At 68.2% G+C, this 15,659-nt stretch carries 13 protein-coding genes and 4 tRNA genes; 12 read left to right on the forward strand and 5 right to left on the reverse strand.

Annotation, left to right across the window (positions count from 1 at the left end; translation table 11 throughout):
• The first annotated feature begins 12 nt into the window (after positions 1-12).
• The 9 genes from NA12_RS09730 to NA12_RS09770 all read left to right on the forward strand — a co-directional run bounded on the left by NA12_RS09730 (position 13) and on the right by NA12_RS09770 (position 10,393).
• Positions 13-672 carry a TetR/AcrR family transcriptional regulator gene (locus tag NA12_RS09730; RefSeq protein WP_165914856.1) on the forward strand — a complete coding sequence of 220 codons (660 nt, stop codon included), beginning with the start codon at positions 13-15 and terminating at the stop codon, positions 670-672.
• A complete protein-coding gene (locus NA12_RS09735; protein WP_067448557.1) occupies positions 669-3,884 on the forward strand; it encodes an acetyl-CoA carboxylase family protein in 3,216 nt (1,071 codons plus the stop codon). The genes NA12_RS09730 and NA12_RS09735 overlap by 4 nt, the downstream gene beginning before the upstream one ends.
• Before the next feature lie 188 nt (positions 3,885-4,072).
• Positions 4,073-4,891 (forward strand): SDR family oxidoreductase, encoded by an 819-nt coding sequence (locus NA12_RS09740; protein WP_067448559.1) that lies wholly within the window; start codon positions 4,073-4,075, stop codon positions 4,889-4,891.
• Positions 4,892-4,905: 14 nt separating this feature from the next.
• Positions 4,906-6,120: an acyl-CoA dehydrogenase family protein gene (locus NA12_RS09745; RefSeq protein ID WP_067448561.1), complete on the forward strand. Its 1,215-nt coding sequence runs from the start codon at positions 4,906-4,908 to the stop codon at positions 6,118-6,120.
• A 1-nt stretch (position 6,121) separates the two neighbouring features.
• The gene (locus tag NA12_RS09750) at positions 6,122-6,904 is read left to right on the forward strand and encodes an SDR family oxidoreductase (RefSeq protein ID WP_067448563.1); all 783 of its coding nucleotides are present in this window, start codon (positions 6,122-6,124) and stop codon (positions 6,902-6,904) included.
• Positions 6,864-7,922 carry a phosphotransferase family protein gene (locus tag NA12_RS09755; RefSeq protein ID WP_067448565.1) on the forward strand — a complete coding sequence of 353 codons (1,059 nt, stop codon included), beginning with the start codon at positions 6,864-6,866 and terminating at the stop codon, positions 7,920-7,922. Before NA12_RS09750 ends, NA12_RS09755 begins: the two co-directional genes overlap by 41 nt.
• Positions 7,923-7,934: 12 nt before the next feature.
• Positions 7,935-8,684 (forward strand): SDR family oxidoreductase, encoded by a 750-nt coding sequence (locus tag NA12_RS09760; RefSeq protein ID WP_067448567.1) that lies wholly within the window; start codon positions 7,935-7,937, stop codon positions 8,682-8,684.
• 7 nt (positions 8,685-8,691) lie between these two features.
• Positions 8,692-9,678, forward strand: a complete 987-nt coding sequence (locus NA12_RS09765) for an NADPH:quinone oxidoreductase family protein (protein WP_067448569.1) — start codon at positions 8,692-8,694, stop codon at positions 9,676-9,678.
• Positions 9,679-9,685: 7 nt separating this feature from the next.
• Entirely contained in the window at positions 9,686-10,393 is a 708-nt protein-coding gene (locus tag NA12_RS09770) for a TetR/AcrR family transcriptional regulator (protein ID WP_067448571.1), read from the forward strand.
• A 12-nt stretch (positions 10,394-10,405) separates the two neighbouring features.
• On the opposite strand, the gene NA12_RS09775 is transcribed toward NA12_RS09770, so the two are convergent.
• The 4 genes from NA12_RS09775 to NA12_RS09790 all read right to left on the reverse strand — a co-directional run bounded on the left by NA12_RS09775 (position 10,406) and on the right by NA12_RS09790 (position 11,457).
• Positions 10,406-10,479 (reverse strand) — tRNA-Phe (locus tag NA12_RS09775).
• Between the two features lie 30 nt (positions 10,480-10,509).
• Positions 10,510-10,583, reverse strand: a tRNA-Asp gene (locus NA12_RS09780).
• Between the two features lie 38 nt (positions 10,584-10,621).
• Positions 10,622-10,694: transfer RNA gene (locus tag NA12_RS09785), tRNA-Glu, on the reverse strand.
• Positions 10,695-10,785: 91 nt separating this feature from the next.
• Positions 10,786-11,457 (reverse strand): TetR family transcriptional regulator, encoded by a 672-nt coding sequence (locus NA12_RS09790; protein ID WP_067448573.1) that lies wholly within the window; start codon positions 11,455-11,457, stop codon positions 10,786-10,788.
• A gap of 732 nt (positions 11,458-12,189) precedes the next feature.
• On the opposite strand from NA12_RS09790, the gene NA12_RS09795 reads away from it, so the two are divergent.
• Together NA12_RS09795 and NA12_RS09800 are read left to right on the forward strand one after the other, a co-directional pair.
• Positions 12,190-12,265: transfer RNA gene (locus tag NA12_RS09795), tRNA-Lys, on the forward strand.
• 391 nt (positions 12,266-12,656) lie between these two features.
• Positions 12,657-13,613, forward strand: coding sequence for an acyl-ACP desaturase (locus NA12_RS09800; RefSeq protein ID WP_067448575.1), 957 nt, complete (start codon positions 12,657-12,659; stop codon positions 13,611-13,613).
• Between the two features lie 63 nt (positions 13,614-13,676).
• On the opposite strand, the gene NA12_RS09805 is transcribed toward NA12_RS09800, so the two are convergent.
• On the reverse strand, positions 13,677-14,276 hold the full coding sequence (locus NA12_RS09805; protein WP_067448576.1) for a hypothetical protein: 600 nt from the start codon (positions 14,274-14,276) through the stop codon (positions 13,677-13,679).
• A 194-nt stretch (positions 14,277-14,470) separates the two neighbouring features.
• Here NA12_RS09805 and dusB point away from each other — a divergent pair, with 194 nt between their 5' ends.
• On the forward strand, positions 14,471-15,634 hold the full coding sequence (dusB, locus tag NA12_RS09810) for a tRNA dihydrouridine synthase DusB (RefSeq protein ID WP_174551066.1): 1,164 nt from the start codon (positions 14,471-14,473) through the stop codon (positions 15,632-15,634).
• Positions 15,635-15,659 lie beyond the last annotated feature (25 nt).

Here is a 15,659-nt window from a genome sequence, read left to right on the forward strand (position 1 = left end):
ACACTGGCGACGGTGACCACGAGCGACGCACAAGAGCGGGCCCGGTCGGCGCGCAAGGACAGCGCCGGACCACGCCGCGGCGAGTTGCTGGACGCGGCAGCGGAGTGCTTCGCCGAGTGGGGGTACGACCAGACCTCGGTGGAGACGATCACCACGCGGGCGCGGGTCTCCCGGGCGACGTTCTACGCGTACTTCTCGTCGAAGGACGAGGTGTTCGGGGCGATCACCGAGCGGGTATGCGCCCAGTTCCTCGCCGCTCAACTCGTGGTGGACATCGAGGTGACCCCGGCCGCCGAGGTCATCGGGGCAACCACACGGGCGTTCGCGGAAGCCGTGTTCGCCAACGGCGCGCTGGTGGCGCTGATCGAACACCGGGCGGGGATCGATCCCGCGATCGGCGAGCAGTGGTCGGGGGTGCGCACTCGCCTGCGCAAGCGGTTCACGGCGTTTCTCGAACGCGCCGAGGTGCGTGGCGGGATAGACCCGTGCGCCCCGCCGTCGCGGATCGTCGAGGCCCTCGCCGACGCGCTGCTGATCGGCGCCTCCCGGCGCGCCGGAGCCGACCGGCACCGGCGCGAGCAGTTCATCACCGATCACATCGCGATCGCCGAACGACTGATCGGCTTCCCCAGCCCGACTCGCGCCACCACCGAATCCGAGGACGCCCTGTGAAGCTGCTCATCGCCAACCGGGGCGAGATCGCCCTGCGCGTCCTGCGCACCGCCGCCGAACTCGGCATCGACACCGTGTCCGTGTACGCCGAGGACGACGCCGACAATCCCGATGTGCACGCGGCCGGTGAAGCGATCGGCTTGGCGGGCACTGGCGCGAGGGCCTACCTCGACCACGCCGCGATCCTGGCCGCCGCCAAGGAGTCCGGCGCCGACTATCTCCATCCCGGCTACGGCTTCCTCAGCGAGAACGCCGAATTCGCCCGTGCGTGCGCGGCCGAGGGCGTCACGTTCGTCGGTCCCGATCCCGCGGTGCTCGAGCTGTTCGGCGACAAGTCCTCGGCCCGCGCGAGCGCCGTGGCCGCGGGCCTGCCCGTCCTGCCCGCGACGATGGGACCGAGCACCGTCGAGGAGGTCCGCGCGTTCTTCGACACCCATCCCGGCGCGATCATGATCAAGGCGCTGGGCGGTGGCGGCGGCCGTGGCCTGCGGGTGGTGCGAACCGCCGAGGAGATCGATGACGCCTACCGGCAGTGCGCCGCGGAAGCGCGGCTCGGTTTCGGTGATTCGTCGGTCTTCGCCGAAACACTGTTCGAGAACGCCCGCCACATCGAAGTGCAGATCGTCGCCACCGGCGGCACGGCGCTGGCACTGGGCGATCGCGATTGCAGCGTTCAGCGCAGGCACCAGAAACTGCTCGAAATAGCTCCCGCGCAAGGGCTTTCGAGCACATTGCGCGGTCAGCTGCACGCGGCGGCGGCCCGGCTGTGCGCCCACGTGGACTATCGCGGACTGGCGACCGTCGAATTCCTGGTCTCCGGCAGCGAATTCGTGTTCCTGGAGGTGAATCCGCGAATTCAGGTGGAGCACACCGTGACCGAAGAGGTGACCGGCGTGGATCTGGTCGCCACGCAGCTCGCGATCGCCGCGGGCACACCCTTCGGCGCACTGGGACTCCCCCGCGGAATCACCGCCGACGCGACAGCGTCCACCGGCGACCCGGCCACCGCCGACGGCATCGCGATCCAGGCCAGGGTCAACATGGAGACGATGACGGCCGACGGATCAGCGGTGCCGACCGCGGGCACCTTGACCGCCTTCGCACCACCGACCGGCCCCGGCGTGCGCGTCGACACCTTCGGCCGCGCCGGGCTGACCCCCAGCCCGCGCTACGACTCGCTGCTGGCCAAGGTGATCACCCGCACCCGCGGACAGTCCTTCCCCGCCGCCGCCCGCAAGACCGCGACCGCACTCGCCGAGTTCACCGTGACCGGCATCGGTACCAACATCTCGTTCCTGCGCGAGATCCTCGCCGACAGCACTTTCCAGTCGGGGACCGCCACCACCGGCTTCCTCGCCGAGCACACGACCGAACTGGTGGCGGCGGCACAGACCGATCAGCCCGAGGTCGCGAGCGCCGCGATCGAGCTGTATCCGGGGCAGGAGGCCGTGCGCGCGCAGCTCGCGGGCACGGTGGTCGAAGTGGCCGAGGAGGGTGCCCACGTGGGCGCGGGCGGTCAGCTCGCCGTGCTGGAGGCGATGAAGATGCAGCATGTGCGCACCACGCCCGACGCCGCCAGGATCGTCCGGGTACTGGTCCGCCCCGGCCAGGTCGTCGCGCCGGGCGATCCGCTGGTGATCATCACCCGCACCGGCGCGGACGAAACCGGCAGCGCGCATACCGATTCAGATCCCGACCGCGCTCGCGCCGATGTCGACGAGATCCGTGCCAGACACCTGGCGACGCTGGACGAAGCCCGCCCGGCGGCCGTGGCCAAACGGCGCGGGCTGGGCCGGCGCACCGCCAGGGAGAACATCGCCGACCTGGTCGACGCGGGCAGCTTCGTCGAATACGGCGCCCTCGCGTTCGCCGCGCAACGCAGCAGGCGCACCGAAGCGGACCTGATCGCCAACACCCCCGCCGACGGCCTGATCACCGGCCTGGCGACCATCGGCGCCGACCGTTTCGACAATGCCGAGGCGGTGGTGATCTCCTACGACTACACCGTGCTGGCGGGCACCCAGGGCAAGAACAACCACGCCAAGACCGACCGCGCCTTCGAACTCGCCGAACGCAAGCGGGTTCCGGTGGTGCTGTTCGCCGAGGGTGGCGGCGGCAGGCCGGGCGACACCGACGTGACCGGCATGGGCCTGGACGTGACGACCTTCCGCGCACTCGGCGCCCTGCGCGGCAAGGTACCGCTGGTGACGATCGTGTCGGGGCGCTGCTTCGCGGGCAATGCCGCTCTGGCCGGTGTCTGCGATGTGATCATCGCGACGCCGGAGGCCAATATCGGCATGGGCGGACCGGCGATGATCGAGGGCGGTGGGCTCGGCGCCTACCGTCCGGAAGACATCGGCCCGGTCGAGGTGCAGCGCCGCAACGGTGTCGTCGACCTGGTCGCGCGCGACGAGGCGCACGCGGTGGCCCTGGCCAAGCAGTACCTCGGTTATTTCCAGGGCAGGGTCGACGATGCGCGGGCGCCGGATCCACGCCTGGCCCGACATGTGGTGCCGGAGAACCGGTTACGCGCCTACGACATCCATCGCGCCATCGACGCGATCGTCGACGTGGGTTCGGCGCTGGAGCTGCGGCCGGACTACGGGGTCGGCATCGTCACCGCGCTGGTGCGGGTGCACGGCGAACCGTTCGGCTTGATCGCCAACAGCAGCCATCATCTCGGCGGTGCGATCGATGCCGAGGCGGCCGACAAGATGGGCGATTTCCTCGGCCTGTGCCAGTCGTTCGGGTTGCCGGTCGTCTCTCTCTGCGACACACCGGGTTTCATGGTCGGGCCCGATGCGGAGAAGACCGCGACGGTGCGCCGGTTCAGCAGACTGTTCGTGCTCGGCGCGCAACTGAGCGTCCCGTTCGGCACCGTCATCCTGCGCAAGGGCTACGGGCTCGGCGCGATGGCGATGGCGGCGGGCCACTTCCGCGCGCCGCGGTTCACCGTCGCCTGGCCGACGGGCGAGATCGGGCCGATGGGGCTGGAGGGCGCCGTTCGCCTCGGCTTCAGCAAAGAGCTCGCCGCCGTGGCCGATCCGGCGGAGCGCGAGACGCTGTTCCAGCAATTGCTGGCCGTGGGCTATCAGCAGGGCAAGGCACTCACCGCCGCGACGGGTTTCGAACTCGACGATGTGATCGACCCCGCCGACACCCGCGCCTGGATCGCCACCCTCGTCGACACCGGGGCGCGCGCGGGATTTTGAGGCTTGCCGCGCGCCGCGGGATGCGCTCGGGCACCACTTCCACGGTGCCGGACGGCGCGTTTTCCCCGCGCCACGCTGTGCACGCGCTCACACTTGAAGTTGACGTCAACTTTCAATACATTCAGACCTGCGGGTTCACCGGACGGGTCCGCGGACCGCGCTGTACTGAACGAACGGAAGGAACTCTCGTGAGAGTTGCCGACAAGGTCGCCATCGTGACCGGTGGCGGCGCGGGCATCGGCGCCGCGCTGGCCGCCGCACTCGCCGCGGCAGGCGCGAAGGTAGTGGTATCCGACCTCGACGAACCCGCCGCGCTGGCCGTGGCGGACACGATCAACGCCGAGCACCCGGGCGCCACCGTGGGTGTCGGCGCCGATGCCGCCGACACCGCGCAGATCAGCGGGCTGATCGAGCTGGCGCAGCGGCGCTTCGGGCCGGTCGATCTGTACTTCGCCAACGCGGGCGTCGTCGGGGCTCCGGGGCTCGATGTCGCCGACGACGACTGGGATCGCGCGCTCGACGTGAACCTGCGCGCCCACATCCGCGCCGCGCGGCTGCTGGTGCCCCAGTGGATCGAACGCGGCGGCGGCTATTTCATCAGCACCGCCTCGGCCGCTGGTCTGCTCACCCAGATCGGTTCGGCCACCTACTCGGTGAGCAAGCACGCCGCGGTCGGGTTCGCCGAGTGGCTCAGTGTCACCTACGGCGACCAGGGTGTTCGTGTCAGCTGCCTGTGCCCGATGGGCGTCAATACGAAACTGCTGTACGAGGGCCAGGATTCGGGCACCGAACTCGGCGCCACCGCGACCCGCGCCGTCGTGTCGGCCGGCGAGGTCCTCGAACCCGCCGACGTGGCCGACATCGTGCTCACGGCCGTCGCCGCCGAGGAATTCCTGATCCTGCCCCATCCTCAGGTGCTGGACATGTACCGCCACAAGGGCGCCGACTACGACCGTTGGCTGCGCGGCATACGCCGCTATCAGTCGTCGCTGCGCGAGAACCACTGAGCGAGGAAGAAGCCATGTCACTGTTCGATCTGAGCGATCGCGCGAAGAAGTACTCCGACGAGCTGCTCGACTTCATGGACGCGCACGTCTACCCGGCCGAAAGCGTCTACGACGCGCAGATGCGCGAATCCGGCGACCCGCACTTCCAGCCGCCCATCCTCGAGGAACTCAAGACCGAGGCCAAGCGGCGCGGCCTGTGGAATCTGTTCCACCCGCACCCCGGCCGCGGGCCCGGCCTGACCAACCTCGAATACGCGCCGCTGGCCGAGATCATGGGCCGCAGCCACCTCGCCGCCGAGGCCTGCAACTGCAACGCCCCCGACACCGGCAACATGGAAGTGCTCGAGCTGTTCGGCACCGAGGAGCACAAAGAGAAGTACCTGAAGCCCCTGCTCGAGGGCACCATGGCGTCGGCGTTCGCGATGACCGAACCACGGGTGGCCAGCTCCGACGCCACCAATATCGAACTGTCGATGGTGCGCGACGGCGACGACTACGTGCTCAACGGCCGAAAGTGGTTCGCCACCAACGCCTTGCACAAGAACTGTCGCGTGATGATCGTGATGGGCAAGACCGATCCCAGCGCGGCCACGCACCGCCAGCAGACCATGATGGTGGTCCCGATGGACGCGCCGGGCGTCACGATCCTGCGCGGGCTGCCGGTCTTCGGCTACCAGGAACGCGAAGGTCACGCCGAGATCGACTTCACCGACGTGCGGGTGCCCGCCACCGACGTGCTCAAAGGTGAGGGCGAGGGTTTCGCGATCAGCCAGGCCCGGCTCGGCCCCGGCCGCATCCACCACTGCATGCGCAGCATCGGGATGGCCGAACGCGCGCTGGAGATGATGTGCAAGCGCGCACGGGCGCGGGTCGCCTTCGGCAAGCCCATCGCCGACAACGCCAATATCCAGGACTGGATCGCCGAGTCGCGCATCGATATCGAGATGATCCGGCTGCTCACACTCAAGGCCGCGCACCTGATGGACACCGTCGGCAACAAGGCCGCGCGCACCGAGATCGCCGCCATCAAGGTGGCCGCGCCGAACATCGCGCTCAAGGTCGTGGACCGGGCGATTCAGGTGCACGGGGCGGGCGGTGTCACCGACGACTTCCCGCTCGCCGCCGCCTGGGCGCACCTGCGCACCCTCCGGCTCGCCGACGGCCCCGACGAAGTGCACAAGCGCGCCATCGCACGGCAGGAACTGGGCAAGTACAAGGAGAGCAACTGAGATGACCGGACTCGACCTCACCGGCCGCACCGCCATCGTCACCGGCGCCTCGCGCGGCATCGGCCTGTCGATCGCCCAGGCGCTGGCCACCGCGGGCGCGAACGTCGTGTTGACCGCGCGCACACAGGAATCCGCTGACGCGGCCGCCGACCTGATCGTCGGCACCGCGATCGGCGTCGGCGCGCACGTGGTGGACGAGGATGCCGCGCGGCACTGCGTCGAGCTGACCGTGCGGCAGTTCGGCAGCGTCGACATCCTGATCAACAACGCGGGCACCAACCCCGCGTACGGCCCGACGATCGACCAGGATCACGCCCGCTTCGCCAAGATCTTCGACGTGAATCTGTGGGCGCCGGTGCTGTGGACGTCGCTGGTCACCCGCGCGTGGATGGGTGAGCACGGCGGCGCCGTCGTGAACACCGCCTCCATCGGCGGGCTGAGCCTGGAACCGAACATCGGGCTGTACAACGCGTCCAAGGCCGCGCTGATCCACCTGACCGAGCAGCTGGCGATGGAACTGTCGCCGAAGATCCGCGTCAACGCGGTCGCGCCGGGCGTGGTGCGAACCAAACTGGCCGAGGCGCTGTGGCAGGAGCAGGAACGCGAGCTCTCGGCCTCGACCGCGCTCGACCGGATCGGCGAACCCGACGACGTCGCCGCCGCCGTGGCGTTTCTGGCCTCCGATGCCGCGAGCTGGATCACCGGCGAAACCATGGTGATCGACGGCGGCCAGCGGCTCGGCGATGTCGCGCCGTTCCGCGGCGGAGCCACGGTCGGTGCCTGACGTGCGCGAAGTGGTCGACCCGGTCGCCGTCGGCCGGTGGTTCACCGCGCTCGGCGTCGAGCACACCGCGCCACTGCGTTTCGACCGGATCGGCCTCGGCCAATCGAACCTGACCTTCCTGGTGCGCGACGACGCCGACCGCCGGTGGGTACTGCGCAGGCCGCCGCTGGGGCAGCTGCTCGCCTCCGCCCACGATGTGGTGCGCGAGGCCAGGATCATGGCGGCGCTCGAGACCACCGACGTCCCGGCGCCGCGGATTCTCGGCGTCGTCGACGATCCAACGGTGTCCGAGGTCCCGCTGGTGCTGATGGAATTCGTCGACGGGCAGGTGGTCGACACCATGGCGATCGTGGAGTCGCTCACCCCGGCGCGGCGTCGGGCCATCGCCGAGTCTCTGCCGCGCACGCTGGCGAAGATCCACGCGGTCGACCTGACCGCCGTCGGCCTCACCGATCTCGCGAGTCACAAGCCCTACGCCGTGCGCCAGCTCAAACGGTGGAGCGGGCAGTGGGAGCAATCCAAGACCAGGGAACTGCCCGAACTCGACGAGCTCACCCGCAAACTCACCACCGACATCCCGCCGCAGCGCGAGGTGACGCTCGTGCACGGTGACTTCCACCTGCGCAATGTGATCACCGCGCACGACACCGGCGACATCGTGGCCGCGCTGGACTGGGAACTGTCCACCCTCGGCGACCCGCTGGCCGATATGGGCAGCCTGCTCGCCTACTGGACGGAACCGGGCGAGAACACCGGCGGCGACTTTCCCGCCTCCGCGCTGCCCGGTTTCCCGAACCGCGCGCAGATGTCGGCGGCCTACCTGGAACTGACCGGGCGCGACCCGGCCGCCCTACGCTACTGGCACGCCTTCGGGCTCTGGAAACTCGCCGTCATCGGCGAGGGCGTGTTGCGCCGAGCGCGCGACACACCGCAGAACAAAGCCGCCGCGGGCACCCCGACCGTCGAACGTATCGACGCGATCGTGCACCGGGCACTCGACGTCACCGAAGAAACCTAGACAGGAGCAGACATGACTCGCACCGCCATCGTCACCGGCGCCGCCCGCGGCATCGGCGCCGCCATCGCGACCAGGTTGGCCGCCGACGGCATGGCCGTCGCCGTGCTCGACCTCGACGAATCAGCCTGTAAGACAACGGTCGACGCCATCGAGGCCGCCGGGGGCACCGCACTCGCGGTCGGCGCCGACGTGGCCGACGAGGCGGCCGTCACCGCCGCGGTGGAGCGGATCGCCACCGAGCTCGGCGCGCCGACCGTGCTGATCAACAACGCGGGCGTGCTGCGCGACAACCTGCTGTTCAAGATGTCGGTCGCCGACTGGGACACTGTCATGAACGTGCACCTGCGTGGCGCCTTCCTGATGACCCGCGCCGTGCAGAAGTACATGGTCGAGGCGAAGTTCGGTCGTGTCGTCAATCTGTCGAGTACTTCGGCGCTCGGCAATCGCGGCCAGGTCAACTACTCCGCGGCGAAGGCGGGGATGCAGGGGTTCACCAAGACCCTGGCCTTCGAGCTCGGCAAGTTCGGTGTCACCGCCAACGCGATCGCGCCCGGCTTCATCGAAACCGAGATGACCGCGGCCACCGCGGCCCGGGTCGGTGCCGATTTCGAGGCGTTCAAGGCCGCCGCGGCCGCGCAGATCCCGGTGAACCGGGTCGGTACCCCCGACGACATCGCCCACACCGCGTCGTTCTTCGTGAGTGAGGGCGCGGGGTTCGTCTCGGGCCAGGTCGTCTACGTCGCCGGCGGACCGAAGGACTGATCCGACGATGAAAGCATGGCAGGTGACAGAACTCGGTGAACCACGCGATGTGCTGCGGTTCAACGACATAGCCGATCCCGTGGCCGGACCGGGGCAGGTGCTGGTGCGCGTTCTCGCGACGCCGGCGAACTTCCCCGACGTGCTGCTGTGTCGCGGGCAGTACCAGGTCAAGCCGCCGCTGCCGTTCACGCCCGGCGTGGAACTGTGCGGTGAAGTGGTGGCGGTCGGCGACGGTGCTGGCTTCGCGATCGGCGACCGGGTCGTCGGCACCACGAACCTACCCGGCGGCGCGTTCGCCGAGCTGGCCGTGCTCGACGCCGACAGCGCCTTTCCCGCACCGGATTCCCTCGACGACGCCGAGGCCGCCGCACTCGTCATCGGCTATCAGACCAGCTGGTTCGCCCTGCACCGGCGCACCCAGCTGCGGCCCGGCGAGACGCTGCTGGTGCACGCCGCCGCGGGCGGCGTAGGCAGTTCCGCCGTGCAGCTGGGCAAGGCGGCGGGCGCGCGCGTGATCGGGGTCGTCGGCGGGCCGGAGAAGGCGCAGTACTGCCGGCGCCTCGGCGCGGATCTCGTGATCGACCGGCACACAGAGGATTTCGTGCCGATCGTCAAGGAGTTCACCGGCGGTCGTGGCGCCGATGTGGTCTATGACCCGGTCGGCGGCGACGCCTACGCCAAGTCCACCAAATGCATCGCGTTCGAAGGGCGCATCCTGGTGATCGGCTTCGCGGGCGGCACCATCCCCCAGCCCGCGCTCAATCACGCGCTGATCAAGAACTACTCGATCATCGGCCTGCACTGGGGGCTCTACAAGCAGTACAACCAGCAGGCGATCGCCGACTGCCATGCCGAGCTGTCCCGGCTGGCCGCGGCGGGCGAGGTTCGACCGTTGATCAGCGAACGGCTCTCACTCGGCGATATCCCCGACGGACTCGGTCGGCTCGGCGACGGCGACACCGTCGGCAGACTCGTCTTCCATCCCCCGCTATAAATAGGACATGGAACGACGTGCGGAGACCGGGGGCGAGGGCGCGCCGCCCTCGATGGCGCGTACCTCGCTGCTGCGCGAGCTGCCGGCGACGCCGCGTGGGCTGCGTACCAGGACCGCGCTGATCGACGCGGGACGGAAGGTGTTCGAGCGCATGGGGTATCTCGATGCCCGGCTCGTGGACATCACCCAGGAGGCCAACTGCTCCTCGGGCACCTTCTACACCTATTTCGCCGGGAAAGAGGAGATCTTCGCGGCGATCCTGGAGCACGCCCAGGAGGACATGATGCATCCCGGGATGGAGCATGTGGCGGGCGACGACGATCCCGTGTCGATCATCGAGGCCAGCAATCTGGCGTACTTCGAGGCCTACCGGCGCAACGCGAAGTTGATGGGCCTGCTCGAGCAGGTCGCCACCATCGACCCCGAGTTCAGCAAGCTCCGCCAGGAACGGGCCGACGCGTTCATCCACCGCAACGCCCGCAGCATCGCCGCTCTCCAGCAGCGTGGTCTCGCCGATCCCGAGCTGGATCCGATGCTGTCCTCGCGGGCGCTGTCGGGAATGGTCAGCAGGCTGGCCTTCAACTATTTCGTCGTCGGCGACGGGCTTCTCGACGGCACACCGCGCCCGATCGAGGAGCTCGTCTACACCGTGACCCGGCTCTGGGCGAACGCGTTGCGCATAACGAAAAAATCCCCTCACCGAGTTGTCTGGTGAGGGGATCGAAGGTGGCCAGAGCCGGGATCGAACCGGCGACCTACCGCTTTTCAGGCGGTCGCTCGTACCAACTGAGCTACCTGGCCGGAAGTACCGGATTGCTCTGGTACTACGTGCGACCCTGACGGGACTCGAACCCGCGACCTCCGCCGTGACAGGGCGGCGCGCTAACCAACTGCGCTACAGGGCCATGCTTCTGCAGTACTGCTAGACACAGTCCGAAGACTGTACCCCCTACGGGATTCGAACCCGCGCTACCGCCTTGAAAGGGCGGCGTCCTAGGCCGCTAGACGAAGGGGGCTCGTTCCGAATCTCTCCGGGGCGGCTTCAACGTTTCCGTTGGGAGCTCGCATAGCTTATGACAGGTGTGCGCAGAGTTCCAAATCGCCTGGTCAAGCGCCCAAACCGAGGTCATCCAGGCGCGCTTGCTCGCGCCAGCCCTCGGCGCGGAAGTTCTGAATCCACAGCGGGGTGGCCATCGCCTCCACGATAACCTCCAGCACCTCGGCGAAGCGGGCGCGCAGGTCGGCGGCGGACCCGTTGGAGATGGGATCGACCAGATAGCGCTGGCCCGCCAGTGCCGCGGACAGGGTTCGGGTGAAGCGGTCGGGGTCGGCGTCGGCGCGCAGGTGGCCGTCGTCGATGGCGCGGACCGCGAGCACGCGGGTGGCGCGGCCGACGATGCGTCCGCCGCCGTTGCCCGCGTCGCGATGGAAGTCGGGTTCGATCACGAGCCGGTACTCGGCCTGCACGATGGTGTCGTGTTCCAGGCGAAGGGCGATCTCGTCGACCATGCCGTGCAGGACGTCGAGCGGGCCGAGGTCGGCGCGCGCGAGCCAGCGCTCCGAGCAGATCCGGTAGCGCTCGACCGCGGTCTCGAGCACCGCGCGCGCCAGGTCCTCCTTGGAGTCGAAGTGGAAGTACATCGCGCCCTTGGTGGCGCGCGAACCTTCCAGAATGCGGTTGAGCGATGCCGCGGCATATCCGCTCTTGCCGAACTCGACGGCCGCGGACTTGATAATCGCCGCGCGTGTCCGGCGCGCCCGCTCTTGCTGCCGTGCCATGCTCGAAACGCCTCCGAACCTTCTCGACGCCGACGGTCGAATACAGACCGCTGGCACGAATTGTGGTTTTAATTCAAACTTTCGGTATGAAAGACTCGCGATGCCTCGCACAGCGGCCCCGCCACCAGTGAGAACCGCCTCCTCCCGCGGTAACGACTGCCCCTTTGCCCGGAGTTCGCGTACCCATCGCGATCACCTCGGCCTGCGATCCATCGATGAATTCCCGAAACGCCACACCCTGCACCGAAGCCACGGAAAACGCGGCACCGGTGACAGTTTCGAAATTCACCAGGCAATCACCGTACCCGTATTCGCGAGTCGCCACGCGACGATTGACGTACCTATCCGCACATCCGGTTCGGTTATCCACACCAGCAACCGACGCGCAACCGGAATGGTTACTTCGGGTACGAATTACATAGGCGCGCAGCCCGGTTGAACACCTCGCCGACACCACAGACGGCCGCCGAACGGTCGCGAGACCGGCGCCCGCCTTGGACCTTTCCATCGCTGCTGCACCCCTGCTTGTCGAAAGATGTTGCGATACAACAATATTCGATGACCTTACGCAACTCACAACGCGAACCCCACTGGGCACCAGGTATTTACCCGCCGATCATCGCCGATGCCCGTCCGGTCACCGACCACCACCAGCGACGATCCACCGCTCGCCACCCCACCGGGGACCACGGTTCGGCCCTTCGGCACAGCGTCAGCTAGACTCCGCTGCGCGCCCCTTTAGCTCAGTTGGTAGAGCTGGTGACTTTTAATCACTAGGTCGTAGGTTCGAGTCCTACAGGGGGCACCACGACTTGCCTGCGTGACCATCCTCACGTGACCGTCCGCCCCCGCGCGGACGCCGCCGAACCATCGGCTTCCTGCGCCGACCCACCTGACCCACGCCCGACCCAGGGCCCGGGGCGCGCCCGCACCACTCGACGTGGGCGGCGCCGCCGAGGGCAAGCGCCGAGAATTCATCAACCTGTAGCTAACGTCGCGAGCCCCGCAGCGATAGACCCTATGCTGCGGGCCGAACGCCTAGACTCGTCAGCACGACCATCGGATCTGCCACCGCATTGTGGCGTGGCACGACATCGATGAGAAATCGTTCCGTTGCGTTTCGCGTCACACCTACGGTGCCGTAGGGTATGGCGGCATCGCGACGTTCGACCGCAAGCACGACAGCGAAGGGTTTTTACATGGCAAGGGATCTGACTCAACTCGAACTGCTCACGGAGTTGGAGCCGGTTGCCGAGGAAAACGTCAACCGCCACATGTCGCTCGCCAAAGAATGGCACCCGCACGACTATGTCCCGTGGGACGAGGGCCGCAACTTCGCCGCCATGGGCGGCATCGACTGGGATCCTGAGCAGTCCAAGCTCAGCGAGGTCGCCAAGGCGGCCATGATCACCAATCTGCTCACCGAGGACAATCTGCCGTCCTACCACCGCGAGATCGCCGAGAACTTCTCCCAGGACGGCGCCTGGGGCACCTGGGTCGGCCGCTGGACCGCCGAGGAGAACCGGCACGGCATCGTGATGCGCGACTACCTGGTGGTCACCCGCGGCGTCGACCCGGTCGCCCTCGAAGAGGCGCGGATGATCCACATGACCAACGGGTTCGCCTCCCCCACCGAGGTCGACGCGGGCTTCCTGCACTCGGTCGCCTACGTGACCTTCCAGGAGCTCGCCACTCGCGTGAGCCACCGCAACACCGGCCGGGTCTGCGACGACCCGATCGCCGATCGCATGCTGCAGCGCGTCGCCGCCGACGAGAACCTGCACATGATCTTCTACCGCAACCTCTGCGGCGCGGCGATGGACCTGAGCCCCGACCAGACCATCGAGGCCATCTCGCTGATCGTCGAGAACTTCCAGATGCCCGGCGCCGGCATGCCGAACTTCCGTCGCAACGGCGTGCTGATGGCCAAGCACGGCATCTACGATCTGCGCCAGCACCTCGAAGAGGTCGTGCAGCCGGTGCTCAAGAAGTGGAACGTCTTCGATCGCACCGATTTCACCGCGCGTGGCGAGGCCACCCGCGAGCGGCTGGCCGACTTCCTGGAGAAGCTGGGCCAGGACGTGCTGAAGTTCGAGGAGCAGCGCGACAAGATGCTCGCTCGCGAAGCCAAGCGCCGCGAGATGGTGAGCGTCTAGTCAGCACACGCACACACAGCGACGCCCACCTCGATCGAGGTGGGCGTCGCTTTTTCGTGGGGATTACTTCATCGGAAGGGCGCCGTCGGCGCTGCCGACATCGGTGATCTTCCAGTCCTTGCCCGCGTCGACGGTGATGTTGTAGGTGACCGTGTTGCGCAGGCCGTCGGGGTTCTGCGCGTTGGTGGTGCTCACATCGACGAACGCGGCGACCCGGTAGACCCCGCCCTCGTGGGAGAGCACCTTTGCGGTGATGGGCGTGGCGGTGGAGGTCCACTTCAGCGGGATGATGATCTGCTCGAGCTTCGCGCCGGTGGCGTCGAACTTCTTGGACAACTCGGGCGAGGTTCCGGCTTTGAGCTTGCCGACCCAGGCGTTGACGTCCTGGTAATTCAAGCTCGCCGAGCCGACGGCGTAGTCGAGGGCGATCTGCTCGGCCTTGGCGTTGTCGGCGGCCTGGTCCTTCATGTCGGAGATCTCCGAGCGGGCCGAACCGAGCAGCACGCCGAGCACGAGCGCGACAACCGCGAGAACGACGATCACGCCGCCGCCCACCAGCGACGAGACACGCACGGCGACGGTACCCTTCGCGGGCGCGGGCAGGGTTGTCGTGGGGGCCGGGGTTTCCGGCAGGTCGGTGGCGCCTTCGTTGCGTTCGGCCATGGGGGTCTTCTCCGATTACGTGGGGACAGCGCACCGCCGGAGGCGACGGTGCCAGCATGCCAAGGCTACTGAGTGAGTGGACAATACTCGTACCCCGAGTAACAGGTAAAAGGTGGCGCGTGGTCGTGATGGCGGTCATGACCCGGGCAAAGGCCTCGGTGCGCGAGATCGATCACATCGACCCGGATGAGAGAATGGCAGCCGTGACCACCACACTGCCCCAGGCGCCCACGGCGCTGCGGATCGGGCCCTACCCGGTCGATCCGCCGGTTGTGCTCGCGCCGATGGCGGGCATCACCAACCGTGCCTTCCGCAGGCTGTGCCGGGAGTTCGGTAGCGCTACCTCGATCTATGTGTGCGAGATGATCACCGCGCGCGCGGTCGTCGAGCGCAACGAGAAGACGCTGCACATGATGTCGTTCGACGCCGACGAGCATCCACGCTCGATGCAGCTCTACGGCGTTGACCCCAAGACGCTGGGCGAGGCCGTGCGGATCATCGTCGGCGAGGGCTGGGCCGACCACATCGACCTCAACCTGGGCTGCCCGGTCCGCAAGGTGACCAAACTCGGCGGCGGTTCGGCATTGCCGTATAAGCGCAGGCTGTTCGCCAATATCGTCCGCGAGATGGTGGCGGCGGCCGAACCGGCGGGCGTTCCGGTGACCTTCAAGTTCCGCGTCGGCATCGACGACGACCACCACACCTACCTCGACACCGGCCGCATCGCCGAGGCCGAGGGCGCCGCCGCCGTGGCGCTGCACGCGCGCACCGCGGCCCAGCTCTACTCGGGCGCGGCCGACTGGTCGGCCATCGCCCGGCTCAAGGAAACCGTCACCACCATCCCGGTGCTCGGCAACGGCGACATCTTCACCGCCGACGACGCCCTGCGGATGATGAGCGAGACCGGCTGCGACGGCGTAGTCGTCGGCCGCGGCTGCCTCGGGCGGCCGTGGCTGTTCGCCGAACTCAGCGCGGCGCTGCGCGGCGAACCGATCCCGGACGGGCCGACCCTCGGGCGCGTCGGCGAGATCCTGGTGCGCCACGCCACCCTGCTCACCGAGCACGACGGTGAGGACAAGGCGATGCGCGATATCCGCAAGCACATGGCCTGGTACCTGATGGGCTTCCCGGTCGGCTCGCAGCTGCGGCGCAGCTTCGCCACCGTGTCGAAGCTGTCGCAGATCGAGGATCTGGTCGGGCAGCTCGACCCCACCGTGCCGTTCCCCACCGACGCGCTCGGACCCCGCGGACGGCAGGGTTCACCGCAGACCAAGGTGGTGCTGCCGGAGGGCTGGCTCGACGACCCGGAGGACGACACCGTCCCGGCCGCGGCGGACGTGATGCACAGCGGCGGCTGACCCGCCGCCGCCAACGGGCCTACAT

It is taken from the genome of Nocardia alba NBRC 108234 (genome assembly GCF_001612665.1).
Lineage (GTDB): Bacteria > Actinomycetota > Actinomycetes > Mycobacteriales > Mycobacteriaceae > Nocardia > Nocardia alba.